This is a genomic window from Pantoea sp. BRR-3P (genome assembly GCF_039621635.1).
Taxonomy (GTDB): domain Bacteria; phylum Pseudomonadota; class Gammaproteobacteria; order Enterobacterales; family Enterobacteriaceae; genus Pantoea; species Pantoea floridensis.
Genome location: NZ_CP155066.1, coordinates 4,213,175 through 4,234,732, shown reverse-complemented (window position 1 = coordinate 4,234,732; position 21,558 = coordinate 4,213,175). Strand labels below are relative to the sequence as shown.

The 21,558-nt window shown below is 54.0% G+C and carries 16 protein-coding genes, 2 tRNA genes and 2 rRNA genes; 7 read left to right on the top strand and 13 right to left on the bottom strand.

The window, feature by feature from the left end; all coding sequences use genetic code 11:
* Positions 1 to 103 precede the first annotated feature (103 nt).
* Positions 104 to 952: a PhzF family phenazine biosynthesis protein gene (locus tag AAGR08_RS19565; RefSeq protein WP_345827799.1), complete on the top strand. Its 849-nt coding sequence runs from the start codon at positions 104 to 106 to the stop codon at positions 950 to 952.
* Between the two features lie 70 nt (positions 953 to 1,022).
* Here AAGR08_RS19565 and AAGR08_RS19560 read toward each other — a convergent pair whose 3' ends face one another.
* The gene (locus tag AAGR08_RS19560; protein ID WP_097095680.1) at positions 1,023 to 1,781 is read right to left on the bottom strand and encodes an SDR family oxidoreductase; all 759 of its coding nucleotides are present in this window, start codon (positions 1,779 to 1,781) and stop codon (positions 1,023 to 1,025) included.
* Between the two features lie 115 nt (positions 1,782 to 1,896).
* On the opposite strand from AAGR08_RS19560, the gene AAGR08_RS19555 reads away from it, so the two are divergent.
* The 3 genes from AAGR08_RS19555 (at position 1,897) to AAGR08_RS19545 (ending at position 5,473) form a co-directional block, all read left to right on the top strand.
* Positions 1,897 to 2,796, top strand: coding sequence for a LysR family transcriptional regulator (locus tag AAGR08_RS19555; RefSeq protein WP_345827797.1), 900 nt, complete (start codon positions 1,897 to 1,899; stop codon positions 2,794 to 2,796).
* A gap of 45 nt (positions 2,797 to 2,841) precedes the next feature.
* Entirely contained in the window at positions 2,842 to 3,849 is a 1,008-nt protein-coding gene (gene yhjD, locus AAGR08_RS19550) for an inner membrane protein YhjD (RefSeq protein ID WP_097095679.1), read from the top strand.
* Between the two features lie 289 nt (positions 3,850 to 4,138).
* The gene (locus tag AAGR08_RS19545) at positions 4,139 to 5,473 is read left to right on the top strand and encodes an MFS transporter (protein ID WP_097095678.1); all 1,335 of its coding nucleotides are present in this window, start codon (positions 4,139 to 4,141) and stop codon (positions 5,471 to 5,473) included.
* Between the two features lie 201 nt (positions 5,474 to 5,674).
* Here AAGR08_RS19545 and ilvC read toward each other — a convergent pair whose 3' ends face one another.
* Positions 5,675 to 7,150 (bottom strand): ketol-acid reductoisomerase, encoded by a 1,476-nt coding sequence (ilvC, locus tag AAGR08_RS19540; RefSeq protein WP_097095677.1) that lies wholly within the window; start codon positions 7,148 to 7,150, stop codon positions 5,675 to 5,677.
* Between the two features lie 161 nt (positions 7,151 to 7,311).
* Here ilvC and ilvY point away from each other — a divergent pair, with 161 nt between their 5' ends.
* Positions 7,312 to 8,193: an HTH-type transcriptional activator IlvY gene (gene ilvY, locus AAGR08_RS19535; protein WP_007888824.1), complete on the top strand. Its 882-nt coding sequence runs from the start codon at positions 7,312 to 7,314 to the stop codon at positions 8,191 to 8,193.
* Here the strand turns inward: ilvY and ilvA are convergent, their stop codons facing one another.
* From ilvA to ilvL, 6 genes are all read right to left on the bottom strand, one after another.
* Positions 8,194 to 9,741 (bottom strand): threonine ammonia-lyase, biosynthetic, encoded by a 1,548-nt coding sequence (gene ilvA, locus AAGR08_RS19530; RefSeq protein ID WP_345827796.1) that lies wholly within the window; start codon positions 9,739 to 9,741, stop codon positions 8,194 to 8,196.
* A gap of 3 nt (positions 9,742 to 9,744) precedes the next feature.
* Complete coding sequence (gene ilvD, locus AAGR08_RS19525; protein WP_097095675.1) at positions 9,745 to 11,595, bottom strand: dihydroxy-acid dehydratase; 1,851 nt, start codon at positions 11,593 to 11,595, stop codon at positions 9,745 to 9,747.
* 62 nt (positions 11,596 to 11,657) lie between these two features.
* The gene (locus AAGR08_RS19520) at positions 11,658 to 12,587 is read right to left on the bottom strand and encodes a branched-chain amino acid transaminase (protein ID WP_097095674.1); all 930 of its coding nucleotides are present in this window, start codon (positions 12,585 to 12,587) and stop codon (positions 11,658 to 11,660) included.
* A gap of 19 nt (positions 12,588 to 12,606) precedes the next feature.
* Positions 12,607 to 12,864: an acetolactate synthase 2 small subunit gene (ilvM, locus tag AAGR08_RS19515; protein ID WP_097095673.1), complete on the bottom strand. Its 258-nt coding sequence runs from the start codon at positions 12,862 to 12,864 to the stop codon at positions 12,607 to 12,609.
* Positions 12,861 to 14,507 carry an acetolactate synthase 2 catalytic subunit gene (ilvG, locus tag AAGR08_RS19510; RefSeq protein WP_097095672.1) on the bottom strand — a complete coding sequence of 549 codons (1,647 nt, stop codon included), beginning with the start codon at positions 14,505 to 14,507 and terminating at the stop codon, positions 12,861 to 12,863. Before ilvG ends, ilvM begins: the two co-directional genes overlap by 4 nt.
* Positions 14,508 to 14,656: 149 nt before the next feature.
* Positions 14,657 to 14,755 carry an ilv operon leader peptide gene (gene ilvL, locus AAGR08_RS19505; protein ID WP_071531048.1) on the bottom strand — a complete coding sequence of 33 codons (99 nt, stop codon included), beginning with the start codon at positions 14,753 to 14,755 and terminating at the stop codon, positions 14,657 to 14,659.
* A gap of 328 nt (positions 14,756 to 15,083) precedes the next feature.
* Between ilvL and AAGR08_RS19500 the strand changes: the two genes are divergently transcribed.
* Positions 15,084 to 16,604, top strand: coding sequence for a YifB family Mg chelatase-like AAA ATPase (locus AAGR08_RS19500; protein ID WP_345827792.1), 1,521 nt, complete (start codon positions 15,084 to 15,086; stop codon positions 16,602 to 16,604).
* 29 nt (positions 16,605 to 16,633) lie between these two features.
* Here AAGR08_RS19500 and AAGR08_RS19495 read toward each other — a convergent pair whose 3' ends face one another.
* Positions 16,634 to 16,972, bottom strand: coding sequence for a DUF413 domain-containing protein (locus tag AAGR08_RS19495; protein ID WP_007888811.1), 339 nt, complete (start codon positions 16,970 to 16,972; stop codon positions 16,634 to 16,636).
* Between the two features lie 121 nt (positions 16,973 to 17,093).
* Here AAGR08_RS19495 and hdfR point away from each other — a divergent pair, with 121 nt between their 5' ends.
* Positions 17,094 to 17,915, top strand: coding sequence for an HTH-type transcriptional regulator HdfR (gene hdfR, locus AAGR08_RS19490; protein WP_097095670.1), 822 nt, complete (start codon positions 17,094 to 17,096; stop codon positions 17,913 to 17,915).
* A gap of 105 nt (positions 17,916 to 18,020) precedes the next feature.
* Here hdfR and AAGR08_RS19485 read toward each other — a convergent pair.
* The 4 genes from AAGR08_RS19485 to AAGR08_RS19470 all read right to left on the bottom strand — a co-directional run bounded on the left by AAGR08_RS19485 (position 18,021) and on the right by AAGR08_RS19470 (position 21,406).
* A tRNA-Trp gene (locus AAGR08_RS19485) sits at positions 18,021 to 18,096 on the bottom strand.
* 8 nt (positions 18,097 to 18,104) lie between these two features.
* Positions 18,105 to 18,181: transfer RNA gene (locus AAGR08_RS19480), tRNA-Asp, on the bottom strand.
* 102 nt (positions 18,182 to 18,283) lie between these two features.
* Positions 18,284 to 18,399 (bottom strand): 5S ribosomal RNA (rrf, locus tag AAGR08_RS19475).
* 102 nt (positions 18,400 to 18,501) lie between these two features.
* Positions 18,502 to 21,406, bottom strand: a 23S ribosomal RNA gene (locus tag AAGR08_RS19470).
* Positions 21,407 to 21,558 lie beyond the last annotated feature (152 nt).

Below are 21,558 nucleotides of genomic sequence, written 5' to 3'. Positions count from 1 at the left end.
AATTGCAGAATTCTTAATCTATTCATAGCCCTGTTGCTGGCCTTTCGCAATCGGCAGGATGTAAATCCGGATTTCAGACAACCTCAACGAGGAAGGAGTGACAATGCAGGTCGCATTTAAACAGGTGGATGTGTTTACCTCATCGGCGTTCAAAGGTAATCCGCTGGCGGTGATTATGGATGCACAAGGATTAAGTGACGCGCAGCTGGCAGCAATCGCGCGCTGGACGAATCTGTCGGAAACCACCTTTGTGCTGCCGCCGCAAGATGAAGCGGCAGATTACCGCGTGCGCATTTTTACCGTAGAAGGTGAGCTGCCCTTTGCCGGTCATCCAACGCTCGGCACCGCGCACGCGCTACTCGAAGCGGGTTGGCCGCTAAAAACGCCGGGCAAGATTGTGCAGGAGTGCGGCGTTGGCCTGGTTGAGGTGAAGATTAGCCACGACGGCGCGCTGGCCTTTGCTGCCCCCGCCGCCACCTTAACGCCTTTTAGCGATGCGCTGATGAGCAGTGCGCTCAACAGCGAAGCCTTCGATCTCAGCCAGGCACCCACCATCGTCGATATGGGCATTCGCTGGCTGCTGATTCCACTGAGCAGCGCGCAGGCGGTACTGGATGTGGTGCCCTCAGCCTCTGATTTACACCGTTTACATCAACATGCCGACGTTAACGGCACGATGATTTTTGGCGCGCTTCCCGCGGATGAAAACGAGCAGTACGAAGTGCGCGCGTTGCTGGTTGAGAATGGCAGTTTGACCGAAGATCCGGTTACCGGTAGCGCCAATGCGTGCCTGGCACGCTACTTCGCCGCCCAAGGCCAAACGCGTGATTATCGGGCGCGCCAGGGCAGCGTGATTCAGCGTGAAGGTCGCATTCAGGTGAGTTTTAGTGATGCAGCGATCTGGATTGGCGGCCAAACGGTGACGGTGATTGATGGGACGATTGCGGTGTAAGGTTGCCATTTATGGCAACCTGGCTGGCGTCGCTGTTTAATGAGGTCGCCATTAATGGCGACCCTACGGATTACAGTGCCTGGCCACCTGAGGCTTCAATGCGCTGCGCGGTGATCCAGCTGGTTTCATCGCTGAGAATTGCGCTAATGGCGTCACCAATATCATCCGGTAATCCCACACGACCCAGCGCAGTCACCGAAGCGATGTGGTCGTTGAGATCTTTGGTATCACGTACGTGGCCACCGCCAAAATCGGTTTCTATCGCTCCTGGCGCCAGAATGTTGACGCGGATGCGGCGTTCACCCAGCTCTTTAGCCTGATAGCGGGTTAATACTTCCATCGCGCCTTTCATCGACGCGTAAGTGCCAGAACCTGGCAGCGTCATACGCGTTAAGCCACTGGAAATGTTCAGGATGCGCGCACCATCCACCAGCAGTGGCAGCAGTTTCTGCGTCAGGAAATAGGGCCCTTTGAAATGCACATTCACCAGTGCGTCGAACTCATCTTCCGTGGTATCGGCAAAGGGCTTGTAGTGGCCGTGGCCGGCGTTGTTCACTAAATAGTCAAAGTTGTCACGCTGCCAGGTTTTTTGCAGCGCCTCTTTTACCTGGGCCACAAAGCCATCAAATTGCCCTGTGTCGCCAACATCCAGCTGCAGCGCCACTGCACGCGCGCCCAGCGCTTCAATCTGTTGTACTACCGCCTGCGCTTCTTCAGCATGGTTGCGATAGGTAAACAGGATATCGGTGCCTTTAGCGGCCAGTTTCAGCGCGCCATTTTTGCCTAAACCGCGATTTCCGCCGGTAATCAATGCAATTTTATGACTCATGTTTCGCTCCAGTTGGAAAATTGAACACGGGATAAGGATATTCGCGAATAATTGATCTATAAACGCAGAGAAATACGCAGCACTGTTTCACTAACAACAACAATCGGTGAACAACATGGATAAAATTCACGCAATGCAGGTTTTTGTGCGGGTGGCAGAAATGGGCAGTTTTACCCGTGCGGCAGAAAGTCTCGGTTTACCGAAAGGCAGCGTTTCACGCCAGCTTCAGGCGCTGGAAAATCAAATGGGTACGCGCCTGCTGCATCGCACCACGCGTCGCGTGCATCTGACTCAGGATGGCCTGGTCTATTACGATCGCTGCCTCGATTTACTATCGATGCTCGACGACATGGACAGCCTGTTTCAGCACGATCCCGGCACTTTAAGCGGCAAACTGCGCGTGGATATGTCGGTGGCGATGGCGACCGGCTTTGTGTTGCCGCGCCTGCCGGAGTTTTTACAGCACTATCCCGGCGTGGAGATTGAGCTGAGCAGCAGCGATCGTCAGGTGGATGTGATCCGTGAAGGCTTTGACTGTGTGGTACGCGTGGGCGAGCTGAAAGATTCCGGCCTGATTGCGCGCAAAATTGGCACTCACGCCTTGATCAACTGCGCCAGCGCCGACTACCTTTCCCGCTTCGGCATGCCGGTGCGGCTGGAAGATTTGTCGCAACATGCGATGGTGCATTACAGCCAACAACTTGGGCAACCTTCACAGGGCTTTGAGTATTTTGATGGCAAACAGTGTCATTACATTCAAACCGGCGGCGTGGTGACGGTAAACAGTACCGAGACCTATCGTGCCGCGTGTCTCGCCGGTCTCGGCATTATTCAGGTACCGGCGATTGGCGTACAGCCGCTGCTGGAATCAGGACAGCTGGTAGAAGTGCTGCATCACTTCCCGGCGAAACCGATGCCGATCTCGCTGCTTTATCCGCATCGTCGTAACGTGGCGCGTCGCGTGCGAGTGTTTATGGAGTGGCTCAGCCAAGTCCTACAAGAGTATGTGACATAAGACGCTATAATTGTATTTTCGCAGTGAACAGGATAACTATCGTCTATGACGGACAACACCCCTAAAGAGAGCGCGGCTGAGGCAGAAGCCAAGCCGCTGATTGATATCAAAACCGGTAATAAAACCGTAGATGGCTCGATCCAAAACGTTTCGCGCTTTGCCGCCTGGTTTCAGGCGATTCCCGCGGTCGCGCATTTTTTGCGTGCGCTTGAACGCTTTAACGATCGCCTCGGCAGCCAGTTTGGCGCGGCTATAACCTACTTCTCATTTCTCTCCCTGATACCGATTTTGATGGTCTCCTTTGCGGCTGTCGGCTTTGTGCTGGCGTCGAATCAGGATTTGCTCACCGAGTTGATCAACAAAATCGTTAACAGCATCAGCGATCCTACGTTGGCTACCACCCTGAAAAACACGGTGAATACCGCGATTCAGCAGCGCGCAACGGTAGGATTGACCGGTTTGCTGCTGGCGCTGTACTCCGGCATCAACTGGATGGGCAATCTGCGTGAAGCGGTGCGCGCGCAGTCGCGCGATGTATGGGAACGTAAGCCAGATGACCAGGAGAAGTTCTGGAAAAAGTACGCGCGTGATTTGCTTTCACTGCTTGGTTTGATGTTTGCGCTGGTGATTACGCTGTCGCTGACCTCCATTGCAGGTGCGGCGCAGGCGGCAATTGTGAATGCGCTGGGATTGCAGGATATTGAGTGGCTGCGACCAGCGATGACCATCATCGCGTTATCGATCTCTATCTTCGCGAACTACCTGCTGTTCCTGTGGATCTTCTGGATTCTGCCGCGCCATAAGCCGCGTAAGAAAGCGCTGTTCCGCGGTACGCTGCTGGCAGCAATTGGCTTTGAGGTGATTAAATTTGTGATGACGCTGACCCTGCCAAAACTGGCAACCTCGCCTTCTGGCGCGGCCTTTGGTTCGGTGCTTGGCTTAATGGCCTTCTTCTACTTCTTTGCACGTCTGACGCTGTTCTGCGCGGCGTGGATCGCCACGGCGAAATACAAAGATGATAAAGAGATGCCGCAGCCGCATCAGGCAAAATAGGCTGGCTCACTTGTTACATTTTCTCAACTAGCTAAAAATGTTTCCTGCTGGCTGCTTTTCCAGCAAAAACCAGCAGGAAACGCTGAAGGGTCACTTTAATTTGGCCATTTTGCAGAGATTCACGCCAAAAAAGTGACACTTCCCGTTCCCATCCGCCACTGATTGCATCAACTCAGAAATTATCCACTTTTTCGCCGAAAAAGCCCGGTCTGACGCGGTTTTTCGCCATTGAATGCCGCAAACCAGGTGCGTAAGATTCTCTGTCTACATTTACAATTAAGAAACACTTATGCAAGCCTCCATCACAGAAACACTCGACCAAAAACACGACGACACGCCGGTCAATTCACGCGGCAAAGTGGTTGTGGCATCGCTTGTCGGCACCGCCATCGAATTCTTCGATTTCTATATTTATGCCACTGCCGCGGTGATTATTTTCCCGCATATCTTCTTCCCGCAGGGCGATCCAACCGTCGCCACGCTGCAATCACTGGCTACCTTCGCCATCGCCTTCGTTGCGCGCCCTATCGGCTCTGCGCTGTTCGGGCACTTTGGCGATCGCGTCGGCCGTAAAGCCACCCTGGTGGCATCGCTGCTGACCATGGGCGTTTCAACAGTGCTGATTGGTTTGCTGCCGAGCTATCAAACCATTGGCGTGGCTGCCCCGCTGCTGCTGGCGCTGGCGCGTTTTGGTCAGGGTCTTGGCCTGGGCGGCGAATGGGGCGGTGCGGCACTTTTGGCGACCGAGAATGCGCCCGCAAAGAAACGCGCGCTTTATGGTTCATTCCCACAGCTTGGCGCGCCGATTGGCTTCTTCTTCGCCAACGGCACCTTCCTGTTGCTGTCATGGCTACTAACTGATGAGCAGTTCATGAACTGGGGCTGGCGCGTGCCGTTTATCCTTTCTGCAGTGCTGGTGCTGATTGGCCTGTATGTGCGCGTTTCGCTGCATGAAAGCCCGGTGTTTGCCAAAGTGCAGAAAGAGAATAAGCAGGTGCGGATGCCGATTGGTACGCTGCTGAGCAAGCATTTAACGGCGACCATTCTCGGTACCTTCATCATGCTTGCCACCTATACGCTGTTCTACATTATGACCGTCTACTCGATGAGTTACGGCACCGCCCCCGCCCCGGCAGGCCTCGGTTATTCGCGTAATAGCTTCCTGTGGATGTTGATGGTGGCAGTGATTGGTTTTGGTGTGATGGTGCCGATTGCCGGTTTGCTGGCCGATCGCTTTGGTCGCCGTAAAACCATGATCACCATTACGCTGATGATTATCGCTTTTGCGTTGATGTTCCCCGTGCTGCTCGGTTCGGGTTCTCAGGTGCTGGTGATGGGCTTCCTGATTCTCGGCTTGAGCATTATGGGTTTGACGTTTGGTCCAATGGGCGCGCTGCTGCCAGAGCTGTTCCCGACCGAAGTACGTTATACCGGCGCGTCGTTCTCCTATAATCTTTCGTCGATTCTTGGTGCGTCGGTTGCGCCCTATATCGCCACCTGGTTAAACGCCAATTACGGTTTGCAGGCGGTAGGTTTCTATCTGGCTTCAATGGCAGTGCTGACGCTGATTGCGCTGATTGCCTGTAAAGAGACCCGTAATCAGACGCTGTATGAAGCGGTGTGATTTGATTGAGCGTTAAGAGAACCCGGCTTTTAGCCGGGTTTTTTATTGATTGAGATAAGGTATGCGGAAACCAGGTCACCATGAATGGCGACCCTACGATGTTGTATAGTCAGCATTCATGCTGAACTGATCGAATCCCACATAATAAAAAACCCCGGCAAGCCGGGGTTTCTTTGTGCTGAAAACGGTGTCGTGCGTGGCTTAGCCCGCGACGGCGATACGTTTCATATCGGTCATGTAGCCACGCAGCTTGCGGCCTACCGATTCGATTGGGTGCTGACGCACCGCTTCGTTGACGTCACGCAGCTGCGCGTTATCAACCTGAGTGCCTTCAACCGCTTTACCCAAATCGCCTGGCTGCAGCGTAGTCATGAACTCTTTCAGCAGCGGAACGGCCGCGAAGGAGAACAGGTAGTTACCGTATTCTGCGGTATCTGAGATAACCACGTTCATTTCATACAGGCGCTTACGGGCGATGGTATTGGCAATCAGCGGCAGCTCGTGCAGTGATTCGTAGTAAGCCGACTCTTCGATGATGCCTGCGTCAACCATGGTTTCGAACGCCAGCTCAACGCCCGCTTTCACCATCGCAACCATCACTACGCCTTTGTCGTAGTACTCCTGCTCTTCGATTTTGCCTTCAAACTGCGGTGCATTTTCGAACGCGGTAGCACCGGTCTCTTCACGCCAGGTCAGCAGGTTTTTATCGTCGTTAGCCCAGTCAGCCATCATGCCAGAAGAGAATTCGCCAGAGATGATGTCATCCATGTGCTTCTGGAACAGCGGCGCCATGATGGTTTTCAGCTGCTCAGACAGCGCATAAGCGCGGATTTTCGCCGGGTTAGACAGACGATCCATCATCAACGTGATGCCGCCGAACTTCAGAGATTCGGTGATGGTTTCCCAGCCGAACTGAATCAGTTTTTCGGTGTAAGCCGCGTCGTGACCTTCCGCCACCAGCTTGTCGAAGCACAGCAGAGAACCGGCCTGCAGCATACCGCACAGGATGGTCTGCTCGCCCATCAGGTCAGATTTCACTTCCGCAACGAAGGAAGACTCCAGCACGCCCGCACGGTCGCCGCCGGTGGCTGCGGCCCAGGCTTTAGCAATCGCCATGCCTTCACCTTTCGGATCGTTTTCCGGGTGAACCGCGATCAGCGTCGGCACACCGAAACCACGCTTGTACTCTTCACGCACTTCGGTACCCGGGCATTTCGGCGCCACCATCACGACGGTGATGTCTTTACGAATGGTTTCGCCCACTTCAACGATATTGAAACCGTGTGAGTAACCCAGCGCCGCGCCATCTTTCATCAGCGGCTGAACAGCCTGAACGACGGCGGAGTGCTGTTTGTCCGGCGTCAGGTTAACCACCAGATCGGCTTGCGGGATCAGTTCTTCGTAAGTACCCACTTTGAAGCCGTTATCGGTGGCTTTACGGAAAGAAGCACGCTTCTCAGCAATCGCTTCAGCACGCAGGGCATACGCCACATCCAGGCCAGAATCACGCATGTTCAGGCCCTGGTTCAGACCCTGAGCACCACAGCCAACGATGACCACTTTTTTGCCTTTCAGGAAGCTTGCGCCATCGGCGAATTCATCGCGCGCCATGAAGCGACACTTGCCCAGCTGCGCTAACTGGTTGCGCAGATTCAATGTGTTGAAGTAATTAGCCATGGGTACTCCGGTTAGATGTTGTGTTTGTTTTTGTTCAGGAACAGCGTTGTCTATTACGCCGCGAATGACCCCATCATATGACAGGAAATCTATTGCTTAAATTGATATATTAGCAAGGTCACATTGCAGAAATTGCAACATAACGTTGAGGCGACAAGCGCATGGATTTACGAGACCTGAAACTGTTTCTTCATTTGGCGGAAAGCTGCCATTTCGGACGTACTGCGCGCGCCATGCACGTCAGCCCATCCACCCTTTCGCGCCAGATTCAGCGCCTGGAAGAGGATGTCGGCCACGCGCTATTTCTGCGTGATAATCGTACCGTTACGCTGACCGAAGCCGGTGAGCGTCTGCGCCAGTTTGCGCAGCAGACGTTGCTGCAATACCAGCAGCTGCGCCATGTGATGGATCTCAACGGTCCGTCGCTCAGCGGCGAACTGCGCCTGTTTTGCTCGGTGACGGCCGCTTACAGTCATCTGCCACCGATTCTCGACCGCTTCCGTGCCGAACATCCGCAGGTGGAGATCAAGCTCACCACCGGTGATGCCGCCGATGCGATTGAGATGGTGCAGTCCGGTGACGCCGATCTCGCCATTGCCGGCCGACCTGAATCGCTGCCTGCCAGTATAGATTTTACGCCACTGGGGCTGATCCCGCTGGTGCTGATCGCCCCGGCGCTGCCTTGTCCGGTGCGCAGCCAGGCAACGCAGGATGAGCCGGATTGGGCGCAAATTCCGTTTATCCTGCCGGAACAAGGGCCTGCGCGCCGCGGCATTGATTTATGGTTCCGCCGCCAGCGCATCCCCAATCCGCAGATTTACGCCACGGTTTCGGGACACGAGGCGATTGTCTCGATGGTGGCGCTGGGCTGTGGCATTGCGCTGCTGCCGGATGTGGTGCTGGAAAACAGTCCGGAACCGGTGCGCAATCGCGTGTTAACGCTGGAGAATGTGGAATCTGTTGCGCCGCTGGAGCTTGGCGTGTGCGTACAAAAAAAGCGGCTCGGGGAGCCGCTTATCAATGCGTTCTGGCACCAGCTGTAATTACTGCCCGGCGAGGAAGAAACGAAACGCCGGGTTGTTCGCTTCGTCGTGCCACTCGTAACCCAACGCGGTGAGATGAGTTTCGAAATCCGGCTCCTGCTCGTTAGCTTCAAACGCCGCCAGCACGCGACCGTAATCGGTGCCGTGGCTGCGATAGTGGAACAGCGAGATATTCCAGTGTGCGCCCAGCGTCTGCAGGAACTTCAGCAGCGCGCCCGGTGCTTCCGGGAACTCAAAGCTAAACAGGCGTTCACGCAGCGGCTTCGATGGACGGCCGCCCACCATGTAGCGCACGTGCAGCTTGGCCATCTCATCATCCGACAGGTCCACCACGTGATAACCGGCTTCGTTCAGCTGGCTGATGATTTCACTGCGCTCCTCCAGCCCACGCGTTAAGCGCACGCCGACGAAAATGCAGGCGTTATCCGCATCCGCATAGCGATAGTTGAACTCGGTGATTGAGCGGCCGCCGATGGTTTGGCAGAACTTGAGGAAACTGCCCTGCTGCTCTGGAATCGTCACCGCCAGCAGCGCTTCACGCTGTTCACCCAGTTCGCAACGCTCCGAAACGTAGCGCAAGCCGTGGAAGTTGACATTAGCACCTGACAACACGTGCGCCAGGCGCTCGCCTTTGATGTCATGCTGCTGGATATACTTCTTCATACCCGCCAGCGCCAGCGCACCTGAAGGTTCCGCAACCGCGCGCACATCTTCGAACAGATCTTTTACCGCCGCACATATCGCATCGCTATCCACCGTGATGATGTCGTCGAGATACTCACGACACAGACGGAAGGTCTCATCACCAATGCGTTTGACCGCCACGCCTTCAGCAAACAAGCCGACGCGCGGCAAATCCACCGGCTCGCCGGCATCCAGCGCTGCTTTCAGGCAGGCTGAATCTTCCGATTCCACGGCAATCACTTTGATCTGCGGCATTAACTGTTTGATCAGCACCGCAACCCCCGCTGCCAGACCACCGCCGCCCACCGGTACGAAGACGCGATCGAGATGCGCATCCTGTTGCAACAGCTCCATCGCCAGCGTGCCCTGTCCGGCGATGACCGCAGGATGGTCAAACGGCGGCACGAAGGTGTAACCCTGCTGTTCTGACAGCTCGATCGCTTTGGCTTTTGCCTCGTCGAAGTTGGCCCCAAACAGATAAGCCTCACCGCCAAATGCGCGCACTGCATCAACCTTGATGTCTGCCGTGGCCAACGGCATCACAATCAGTGATTTGATGCCAAGCGTGCTGGCCGAGAGCGCCACGCCCTGCGCATGGTTACCGGCCGAAGCCGTGACCACGCCGCGTGCTTTTTGCTCTTCATTCAGCCCGGCTATCATCGCGTACGCCCCGCGCAGCTTGAAGCTGTGCACCGGCTGGCGATCTTCACGCTTCACCAAAATGGTGTTGCCAAGACGCGATGATATTTTTTCCATTTTCTGCAGCGGCGTTACCTGGGCGATTTCATACACCGGTGAACGCAGCACGGCGCGCAAATATTCCGCGCCGTTGGGCGACGCGGGTAGCGGTTGAGACTCAGCCATCGGTTAGCCTCCCAGCTTGGACTTATCGCGCACCGCGCCTTTGTCAGCGCTGGTCGCGAGGGATGCATAAGCGCGCAGGGCGAAGGAGACTTCACGCACGCGGCCGTGCGGCGTGTAGGCCGCTTCGCCACGTGCCTGCTCTTCTTCACGACGGGCGTGCAGTTCGTTATCCGCCACCGCCAGCTTTATGCCACGGTTCGGGATATCGATTTCAATCATGTCGCCATCTTTCACCAGCGCGATAGTGCCGCCGCTCGCCGCTTCCGGAGAGGCGTGACCAATCGAAAGACCGGAGGTGCCGCCCGAGAAGCGACCGTCGGTGATCAGCGCGCAGCTTTTGCCGAGGCCCATCGATTTCAGATAGGTGGTGGGATAAAGCATTTCCTGCATGCCCGGGCCACCTTTCGGTCCTTCGTAGCGGATAACTACCACGTCACCGGCAACCACTTTGCCGCCAAGGATGGCTTCTACCGCATCGTCCTGGCTTTCGTACACTTTGGCTGGGCCTTTGAAGGTGAGGATCTCTTTATCAACGCCCGCGGTTTTTACGATACAGCCATCTTCTGCCAGGTTGCCGTAAAGTACCGCCAGCCCCCCATCCTGTGAGTAAGCGTGTTCGCGCGTACGGATGCAGCCTTCGCTACGATCATCATCCAGCGTGTCCCAACGACAATTCTGCGAGAACGCCTTGGTGGTACGAATACCGGCAGGACCGGCGCGGAACATATCCTTCACGGCCTGATCGTTGGTCAGCATGATGTCGTACTGATCGATGGTTTCACGCATGCTTTGCTGCAGAATATTGCGCGCGCTGGAGTCGATTAAGCCGGCGCGATCTAACTCACCGAGAATGCCGATAACGCCACCCGCACGGTGCACATCTTCCATGTGATATTTCGGCGTACTTGGTGCCACTTTGCACAGCTGCGGCACCTTGCGCGACAGACGGTCAATATCGGAGATATTAAAATCGATCTCGCCTTCCTGCGCCGCGGCCAGCAGGTGCAGAACGGTGTTAGTGGAACCACCCATGGCAATATCCAGCGTCATCGCATTCTCAAACGCCGCCTTGGTGGCGATGTTGCGCGGCAGCATGTTGACGTCATCCTGCTCGTAATAGCGTTTGGTCAGACTCACGATGCGCTTACCGGCATTGATGAACAGCTCTTTACGATCGGCGTGTGTGGCCAGCAGTGAACCGTTACCTGGCTGTGACAAGCCCAGCGCTTCGGTCAGGCAGTTCATGGAGTTGGCGGTGAACATCCCAGAACAGGAGCCGCAGGTTGGACAGGCAGAACGTTCAATCTGATCGCTGTCGGCATCGCTGACGTTCGGGTTCGCACCCTGAATCATCGCGTCCACCAGATCCAGTTTGATGATTTGATCGGACAGCTTGGTTTTACCGGCTTCCATCGGGCCGCCAGAAACAAAGATCACTGGAATGTTGAGGCGCAGTGCGGCCATCAGCATGCCCGGGGTGATTTTATCGCAGTTGGAGATACACACCATGGCGTCGGCGCAGTGCGCGTTAACCATGTACTCCACTGAATCGGCAATCAGCTCACGTGAAGGCAGTGAATACAGCATGCCGCCATGACCCATGGCGATACCATCATCCACCGCAATGGTGTTGAACTCTTTGGCTACACCGCCTGCTGCTTCGATTTCTTCAGCAACCAATTTGCCAAGGTCGCGCAGGTGCACGTGGCCCGGTACGAATTGGGTGAATGAGTTAACCACGGCGATAATCGGCTTACCGAAATCGTCGTCGGTCATTCCAGTCGCGCGCCACAAGGCACGGGCACCGGCCATGTTGCGTCCATGGGTGGTGGTGGCGGAACGGTACTTAGGCATGCTCTATTTACTCCAGTAATAATAAGGTTGCGGGCGCCATCTGACGCCCGCAAAAAATCTCGTTATGCGTTAACCGGATCCAACCAGCCCCACTTGTCTTCCGTCTCGCCAGTGAACAGGCCAAAGAAGGCCTTCTGGATACGACCGGTGACCGGACCACGTTTACCTTCGCCAACCTGAATACCATCGACGCTGCGCACCGGGGTGATCTCCGCGGCAGTACCTGACATGAAGACTTCGTCTGCCAGATACAGCGATTCACGCGACAGAACCTGCTCACGCACTTCGATCCCCATGTCTTGCGCCAGCTTGATGATGGCGTCACGGGTGATGCCTGGCAGCGCCGAAGAGGTGAACGGTGGCGTGAACAGAACGCCATCTTTCACTTCGAACAAGTTTTCGCCAGCACCTTCTGAAATATAGCCGTTGGTGTCGAGGGCGATACCTTCCTGATAGCCGTGACGGCGTGCTTCGCTACCCACCAGCAGAGAGGAGAGATAGTTACCACCAGCTTTCGCAGCGGTCGGCAAGGTGTTTGGTGCCACGCGGTTCCACGAAGAAACCATCGCATCGATGCCGTTTTCCAGCGCTTCAGCGCCCAGGTAAGCACCCCATGGGAAGGCGGCGATGATTACGTCGGTGGTGTAGCCATCTGGCGGGTTTACACCCAGGCCCACGTCACCCACAAAGGCCAGCGGACGGATATAAGCGCTTTTCAGTTTGTTCACGCGGATCACTTCGCGGCACGCTTCCATCAGTTCATCTACGCTGGCTTTGATCGGGAAACGGTAAATTTTGGCGGATTCATGCAGACGCTTCATGTGTTCACGATGACGGAACACCACTGGGCCTTTGTGTGAGTCGTAGCAACGTACGCCTTCAAACACAGAAGTACCGTAATGCAGTGCGTGAGACATTACGCTGACCTTGGCGTCTTCCCACTTAACCATCTCTCCATTGAACCAAATAAAGTCTGCTTTCTTTGTACTCATTGCTTTTTTCCTTTGGCGACTAAGCGCGGATTTGTTGTGTTGTCTGTTGTTGGATCTCGACGCAAGCGACATCCATAAGTTTGCTTAACTGCGAAGACAGTAAATCGACAGAGCGTTGGCTGGCAACGGTCATTTCGATATTAATGTTCTCGACATTGACCGCGGAGGCCATGTTCATCGCACACACCTGGAATCCACGGTGACGCACGACACGCAAAATGCGCTCCAATATTTCAGGGCGAAAGCGAGCTTCGATAGACAATTGATGCTGGTTCATGCGGTTTTCTCCATCATGTTTGCGTTGCTGGCACCCGGTGGTACCAATGGCCAGACGTTTTCATGCTCATCTATCGAAACATGCAGGAAGTAAGGACCTTCACTGTTCAGCAGAGCATCGAGGGCGGCGTCGACCTGATCTTTACGGCTAATGCGCTGGCCTGGAATATCAAAGGCGCTGGCCAGCGTGAGGAAATCGGGATTGTCGGTAAGAATGGTTTCGCTATAGCGTCCATCAAAAAACAGTTGCTGCCACTGGCGCACCATGCCCAGACGTTGGTTATCCAACAGCAGGATTTTTACGGGTAGTTTGCCGCGCTTGATGGTGCCCAACTCCTGAATATTCATCATGATCGAGCCATCGCCAGATACGCAGATCACCGTATCTTCAGGACGCGCCACTTGCGCACCGATCGCCGCTGGCAGGCCAAAGCCCATGGTGCCGAGGCCGCTGGAGGTGATGAAGTTTTCTGGTGCGGTGAAGCTCATGTGCTGAGCGGCCCACATTTGATGCTGACCAACGTCGGTGGTCACCACCGCGCTATCCGCTTTGCGATCGGATAACTGCTTCAGCAGCAGCGGCGCGTAAATCGCTTCGCCTGGATGATCGTAGCGCCAGTCGAATTCAGTTTTCATCGCGCTCACTTCCGCGCGCCAGCCATCAATCTGCAGCGGCATGCTCAGCGCAGGCAGCACCTGATTCATGTCACCCTGCAAAGAGACGTGCGCACGGCGCAGTTTGTTCAGTTCGGCAGGATCGATATCGATATGGATGACGCTGGCATGCGGCGCGAAGGTATCCAGCTTACCAGTGACGCGGTCGTCAAAACGTGCGCCCACTGCAATCAGCAAATCGCAGGATTGCACCGCGAGGTTAGCGGCTTTGGTACCGTGCATGCCCAGCATGCCGAGATAGAGATCGCTGCTGGCATCCGCACTACCGAGACCTTTCAAGGTGGAAACCATCGGAATACCGGTTTCCTGTGCCATGGCGCGCAGTGCGGGAACGGCTTGCGCCATGCCCACGCCACCGCCGATATACAGCATCGGTTTGTGCGACTGTGCCATTAAGGCACGCGCTTCCGCGATATGCTGCGCCGAATAGCTCACTTCTTCTTCCACCGGCAGCAGGTGCGGCGTCAGTTCGCCATGGGCAATTTGAATGTCTTTCGGGATATCAACTAATACCGGACCAGGGCGGCCGGACTGTGCAATAGCGAAGGCTTCGGCCATCACGGAAGGTAAATCATCAAGCGATTCAACGAGGAAACTGTGCTTGGTGCAGGCTAACGACAAACCGAGTACATCGATTTCCTGGAAGGCGTCGGTGCCGATAAAAGCGGAAGAGACCTGACCAGTGATCGCCACAACCGGGATGGAATCCATCATCGCATCCGCCAGGCCGGTAATCAGGTTGGTGGCGCCCGGACCCGAAGTAGCGATGCATACGCCAGTTTTGCCGGTTGCACGGGCATAACCAATTGCCGCCATCACCGCACCTTGCTCATGACGGCACAATAGGTGTTCCACGCCGCCATCGTAGAGCGCATCGTACACTGGCATGATTGCGCCGCCAGGATAACCAAACACTGTATCAACACCCTGCGCGCGTAAAGCCTGAACTACCCACTGTGCACCTGTCATGGTTATTCTCCTGTGTTCCTTGGGGAACAACAGAATTTTATGCTACTGCTCATAATCTGTTCCTCGCTGATTCGCTAATATTTTGTCTGGTTAAAAAAAAACCCCCGGACCTTTCGGTGCGGGGGTTTTTGGAATTCCAGACTTGATTTTTAAGCCTTTCTTTCTCCAAGCGATGCCCCGCACGGTGGGATAATAATCACCACCACGCTAATCACGACTAGGCTAATCACTTGTAGAAGGGCTTTCATGTGTTATTCGTTTTTTCGATTGTTCGAAGTAATACCTACAGAGTTACCATAGTTATCTGGCTCTTGACAATAATTTTCATTGGATTTTTTTATAACGACATTGGCGGCGGTTCGTTATCACATTGTATGTAAAAGGTTATTTATATAAGTGATGAATTTTCATTACGTCCGGAGGGCAACTTTTTTTCGACCATTGGGAACGGGATCTGAATTTCACTGAAAGAGTCGCAATCATGAGGGATTATGCGGAATCTTCCTCCGAAATCAGAGATCAGGGATTTGAGTGACTCAACACAGGCACCGATGATAAGGACAACAAGGAGCGGCTATGTCTTTATCAAAGGTTTTAACACGGGCTGCGTTAGGGGTTCAGGCTCCGCTCGTCACGGTAGAAGTGCATATCAGTAATGGCTTGCCTGCCCTGACATTAGTCGGTTTGCCCGAAACCACCGTGAAAGAGGCACGAGAACGGGTTCGCAGTGCGATTATCACTAGCGGTTTCACTTTCCCGGCCAAACGCGTCACCATTAATCTTGCCCCTGCCGATCTGCCTAAAGAAGGGGGGCGTTATGACCTACCCATTGCCATTGCGATTCTGGCAGCCTCTGAGCAGCTACCAGACGATAAACTGACGCAATATGAATTCCTGGGAGAGCTAGCCCTCAACGGCGCGCTCTGTGGCGTTCAGGCCGCCATTCCGGCAGCAATGGCGGCGCTGCAAGCAGGACGACAAATGGTACTCGCTGAGCAGAATCAACAGGATGTTGGTTTGATTCAGCAAGGTGAAACCTTGGTGGGCAATCATCTGGTGGATATCTGCGCCTTTCTCCATAACAAAACGACGCTCACCGTTGCCCGCTATCATCCTGAAGCCCTTGATCAGCAAACGCAGGACCTTAGCGATATCATTGGCCAGGATCAGGGCCGGCGTGCGCTGGAAATTACAGCTGCAGGTGGCCATAACCTATTACTGATTGGTCCGCCCGGTACGGGAAAAACCATGTTAGCGACACGTCTGCCCGGCATCATGCCCCCGTTAGACGACCAGGAAGCGCTGGAGTGCGCCGCTATTGCCAGCCTGGTAAGTAGTGGCAACCTGCATCATCAATGGCGTAAACGGCCGTTCAGGGCCCCTCACCACAGTGCTTCTCTGTACGCACTGGTAGGGGGCGGTTCATTGCCGCGCCCGGGTGAAATCTCTTTGGCGCACAATGGCGTGTTATTCCTGGATGAGTTACCGGAGTTTGAACGCAAAACGCTGGATGCATTGCGTGAGCCAATAGAATCGGGCGAGATTTCTATTTCGCGCACCCGCGCCAAAGTGACCTATCCTGCGCGCTTTCAATTAGTGGGAGCCATGAATCCTAGCCCCACGGGCCATTATCAGGGCAACCACAATCGTTGTACGCCCCAACAGGTTTTACGTTACCTCAGCCGTCTATCAGGACCTTTTCTTGACCGCTTTGATTTGTCGCTGGAAGTACCGCTCCTGCCCAGCGGTACCCTGAGTAAGAAACAGCAAGTTAGCGAAAGCAGTGCTGAAGTGCTAAGCCGTGTTATAGCTGCCCGTAAGATTCAGACGGCGCGCAGTGGCAAGATAAACGCACAACTTTCAAACCCTGAGATTTTACGTTGGTGTTCCCTGAGGCAGGAGGAAGCTGAATGGCTGGAAGGGGTACTGAATTCGTTAGGACTTTCAGTACGCGCCTGGCAGCGGATTTTAAAAGTCGCAAGGACAATTGCTGACTTAGCGGGTGAAGAACAGATTACGCGGAGCCATCTGCAGGAAGCGGTGGGATATCGTAGTATTGACCGTTTAATGATCTATTTGCACAAGAGCCTGGAATAAAAAATGGGGCTTATATAAGCCCCGTTTTTTTAATCATCACTATCGCTGAAATCTTCCACCGTATCCATCTGCGGCTTACCGCCAGACAGCGTGTGGAAACGCTTAGGACGCTTGATACGCGCAGTGTATTTTGACCATACACGCTCAGCTTCCGTTTGCGGCTCACGAAGACCACGACATACTTCTAAAAAAGAACGCTCTTCTTCTGTAGTGGGTTCACGCTTTGCGAGATCCAATTCATTGAAGGCGTAACCGTGGCGCTCCAGAAGCTGGGCTTCTTTAATGGTGAAATCACCATGGCGCGAAAAACCACGTGGGTAATGTTTGTTATCAAAGAAACGATTTGTTGTTGCGAAGCTATCCGCCATTTTACACGCTCCTGACTCTCATATGGCCGTGCTATTTATGGCGCGGAGTATTAGATAGGCTTGACAGAGTGTAAAACAAAACATTTAAATCAGTACGACAAACAATTTTTGGGAGAATGGTGTGGATACGGAATTACTGAAAACTTTCCTCGAAGTGAGCAGAACGCGCCATTTCGGGCGTGCTGCTGAAGCGCTCTACCTCACGCAATCAGCCGTTAGTTTCCGCATTCGTCAGTTGGAGAATCAACTGGGTGTTAACCTCTTTACTCGCCATCGTAATAACATCCGGTTGACCTCAGCAGGCGAGCGTTTATTACCCTATGCCGAAAGCTTGATGAGTACCTGGTTGATGGCCAAGAAGGAAGTTTCACATACCCAACAGCATCATGAGCTTTCTATAGGAGGTAGCGCATCCCTTTGGGAAGCCTACTTAACCCCTTGGTTACAAACGCTTTATGAGAATAGAGAAAGTCTTCATCTTGAGGCAAGAATTGCCCAGCGACACCTGCTGGTTAAGCAATTACATGAACGCCAACTGGATCTGTTGATTACCACTGAAGCGCCAAAAATGGACGAATTAACCAGTCAGCAGATTGGTCATATCTCGCTCGCATTATTCCGCGCGCGCAAAACGGAGAAGCGTGAAAAGTATGATTACATTAAACTGGAATGGGGAGCAGATTTCCATCAGCATGAAAGTTATCTATCCAGTGATGATGTGCCCGTATTAACCACTACATCAGCGCATGTGACGCGTGAATTGCTGCATACCACCGGTGCCTGTGCATTTTTACCTGATTTCTGGCACGGGATTTATAGTGATTTGATGGTTATTCCAGATACACCTGTCGCTGTGCGACCTTTATATGCGGTGTGGCTGCAGAATAGCGATCAACAAAGTCACATTCGCCAGTTACTTAAATATCCGGTACTGACACACTAATAGAGTAAATGAGCAAGTTTGAGTGGATCACAGTGAAACTCAAACTCTTTTCACTGCTAAATTTTGGACAAAAAAAATCCTTTGCCGAAGCAAAGGATTATTTTCTGGCAGGGGCGGAGGGACTCGAACCCCCAACACCCGGTTTTGGAGACCGGTGCTCTACCAATTGAACTACGCCCCTAATTAGGGTGGCGGAACGGACGGGGCTCGAACCCGCGACCCCCTGCGTGACAGGCAGGTATTCTAACCAACTGAACTACCGCTCCACCGATTCTGTACTGATATCAGAAAATCGTTCTGATTTCAGGTGTTTCGCCCTTTCCGCGTCACCGGGAAGGTCACGACCCGATAACGGGTCTTAAATTGATGCCTGGCAGTTCCCTACTCTCGCATGGGGAGACCCCACACTACCATCGGCGCTACGGCGTTTCACTTCTGAGTTCGGCATGGGGTCAGGTGGGACCACCGCGCTAAAGCCGCCAGGCAAATTCTGTTTCGTTCACGAAGCCCTGTCAGGCACCGCAAACCAATCCATAAACAAGCTGAAAATCTCTGGTCTCTCTCACCAAAACGCCTCTGGCGTTGTAAGGTTAAGCCTCACGGGTCATTAGTACCGGTTAGCTCAACGCATCGCTGCGCTTACACACCCGGCCTATCAACGTCGTAGTCTTCAACGTCCCTTCAGGACTCTCAAGGAGTCAGGGAGAACTCATCTCGGGGCAAGTTTCGTGCTTAGATGCTTTCAGCACTTATCTTTTCCGCACTTAGCTACCGGGCAGTGCCATTGGCATGACAACCCGAACACCAGTGGTGCGTTCACTCCGGTCCTCTCGTACTAGGAGCAACCCCCCTCAATTCTCCAGCGCCCACGGCAGATAGGGACCGAACTGTCTCACGACGTTCTAAACCCAGCTCGCGTACCACTTTAAACGGCGAACAGCCGTACCCTTGGGACCTACTTCAGCCCCAGGATGTGATGAGCCGACATCGAGGTGCCAAACACCGCCGTCGATATGAACTCTTGGGCGGTATCAGCCTGTTATCCCCGGAGTACCTTTTATCCGTTGAGCGATGGCCCTTCCATTCAGAACCACCGGATCACTATGACCTGCTTTCGCACCTGCTCGAGCCGTCACTCTCGCAGTCAAGCTGGCTTATGCCATTGCACTAACCTCCTGATGTCCGACCAGGATTAGCCAACCTTCGTGCTCCTCCGTTACTCTTTGGGAGGAGACCGCCCCAGTCAAACTACCCACCAGACACTGTCCGCAGCCCGGATTACGGGCCTACGTTAGAACATCAAACATTAAAGGGTGGTATTTCAAGGTTGGCTCCACGCAGACTGGCGTCCACGCTTCAAAGCCTCCCACCTATCCTACACATCAAGGCTCAATGTTCAGTGTCAAGCTATAGTAAAGGTTCACGGGGTCTTTCCGTCTTGCCGCGGGTACACTGCATCTTCACAGCGATTTCAATTTCACTGAGTCTCGGGTGGAGACAGCCTGGCCATCATTACGCCATTCGTGCAGGTCGGAACTTACCCGACAAGGAATTTCGCTACCTTAGGACCGTTATAGTTACGGCCGCCGTTTACCGGGGCTTCGATCAAGAGCTTCTCCTTGCGGATAACCCCATCAATTAACCTTCCGGCACCGGGCAGGCGTCACACCGTATACGTCCACTTTCGTGTTTGCACAGTGCTGTGTTTTTAATAAACAGTTGCAGCCAGCTGGTATCTTCGACTGGCTTCAGCTCCGGGAGCAAGTCCCTTCACCTACGCGCCAGCGTGCCTTCTCCCGAAGTTACGGCACCATTTTGCCTAGTTCCTTCACCCGAGTTCTCTCAAGCGCCTTGGTATTCTCTACCTGACCACCTGTGTCGGTTTGGGGTACGATTTCGTGTTACCTGGAGCTTAGAGGCTTTTCCTGGAAGCAGGGCATCAGTTACTTCACCACCGTGGTGGCTCGTCGTCACGCCTCAGCCTTAAGACACCCCGGATTTACCAAAGGTGTCAGCCTACACGCTTAAACCGGGACAACCGTCGCCCGGATAACCTAGCCTTCTCCGTCCCCCCTTCGCAGTAACACCAAGTGCAGGAATATTAACCTGCTTCCCATCGACTACGCTTTTCAGCCTCGCCTTAGGGGTCGACTCACCCTGCTCCGATTAACGTTGAACAGGAACCCTTGGTCTTCCGGCGAGCGGGCTTTTCACCCGCTTTATCGTTACTTATGTCAGCATTCGCACTTCTGATACCTCCAGCAACCCTCACAGGCCACCTTCAACGGCTTACAGAACGCTCCCCTACCCAACAACACATAGTGTCGCTGCCGCAGCTTCGGTGCATGGTTTAGCCCCGTTACATCTTCCGCGCAGGCCGACTCGACCAGTGAGCTATTACGCTTTCTTTAAATGATGGCTGCTTCTAAGCCAACATCCTGGCTGTCTGTGCCTTCCCACATCGTTTCCCACTTAACCATGACTTTGGGACCTTAGCTGGCGGTCTGGGTTGTTTCCCTCTTCACGACGGACGTTAGCACCCGCCGTGTGTCTCCCGTGATAACATTCCTCGGTATTCGCAGTTTGCATCGGGTTGGTAAGCCGGGATGGCCCCCTAGCCGAAACAGTGCTCTACCCCCGAGGATGAGTTCACGAGGCGCTACCTAAATAGCTTTCGGGGAGAACCAGCTATCTCCCGGTTTGATTGGCCTTTCACCCCCAGCCACAAGTCATCCGCTAATTTTTCAACATTAGTCGGTTCGGTCCTCCAGTTAGTGTTACCCAACCTTCAACCTGCCCATGGCTAGATCACCGGGTTTCGGGTCTATACCCTGCAACTTAACGCCCAGTTAAGACTCGGTTTCCCTGCGGCTCCCCTATACGGTTAACCTTGCTACAGAATATAAGTCGCTGACCCATTATACAAAAGGTACGCAGTCACCCCATAAAGAGGCTCCCACTGCTTGTACGTACACGGTTTCAGGTTCTGTTTCACTCCCCTCGCCGGGGTTCTTTTCGCCTTTCCCTCACGGTACTGGTTCACTATCGGTCAGTCAGGAGTATTTAGCCTTGGAGGATGGTCCCCCCATATTCAGACAGGATACCACGTGTCCCGCCCTACTCTTCGAACTCACAGAATGTGCACTTTCGTGTACGGGACTATCACCCGGTGTCGTGCGACTTTCCAGACGCTTCCACTAATGCACAAACTGATTCAGGTTCTGGGCTGCTCCCCGTTCGCTCGCCGCTACTGGGGGAATCTCGGTTGATTTCTTTTCCTCCGGGTACTTAGATGTTTCAGTTCCCCGGGTTCGCCTCGCAACACTATGTATTCATGTTGCGATGATGCACTGAGTGCACCGGGTTTCCCCATTCGGACATCGTCGGCTGTAGCGGTTCATATCACCTTACCGACGCTTTACGCAGATTAGCACGTCCTTCATCGCCTCTGACTGCCAGGGCATCCACCGTGTACGCTTAGTCGCTTAACCTCACAACCCACAGGCGTTTTGCAACGCGTGCAGACTGCAAGCATTTGAGAGACTCGAACATGTTGTTATTCATTTCTTATTACGGAGAAATGAACCAACACGTCGTTTCAATTTTCAGCTTGTTCCGGATTGTTAAAGAGCATAATACTTCG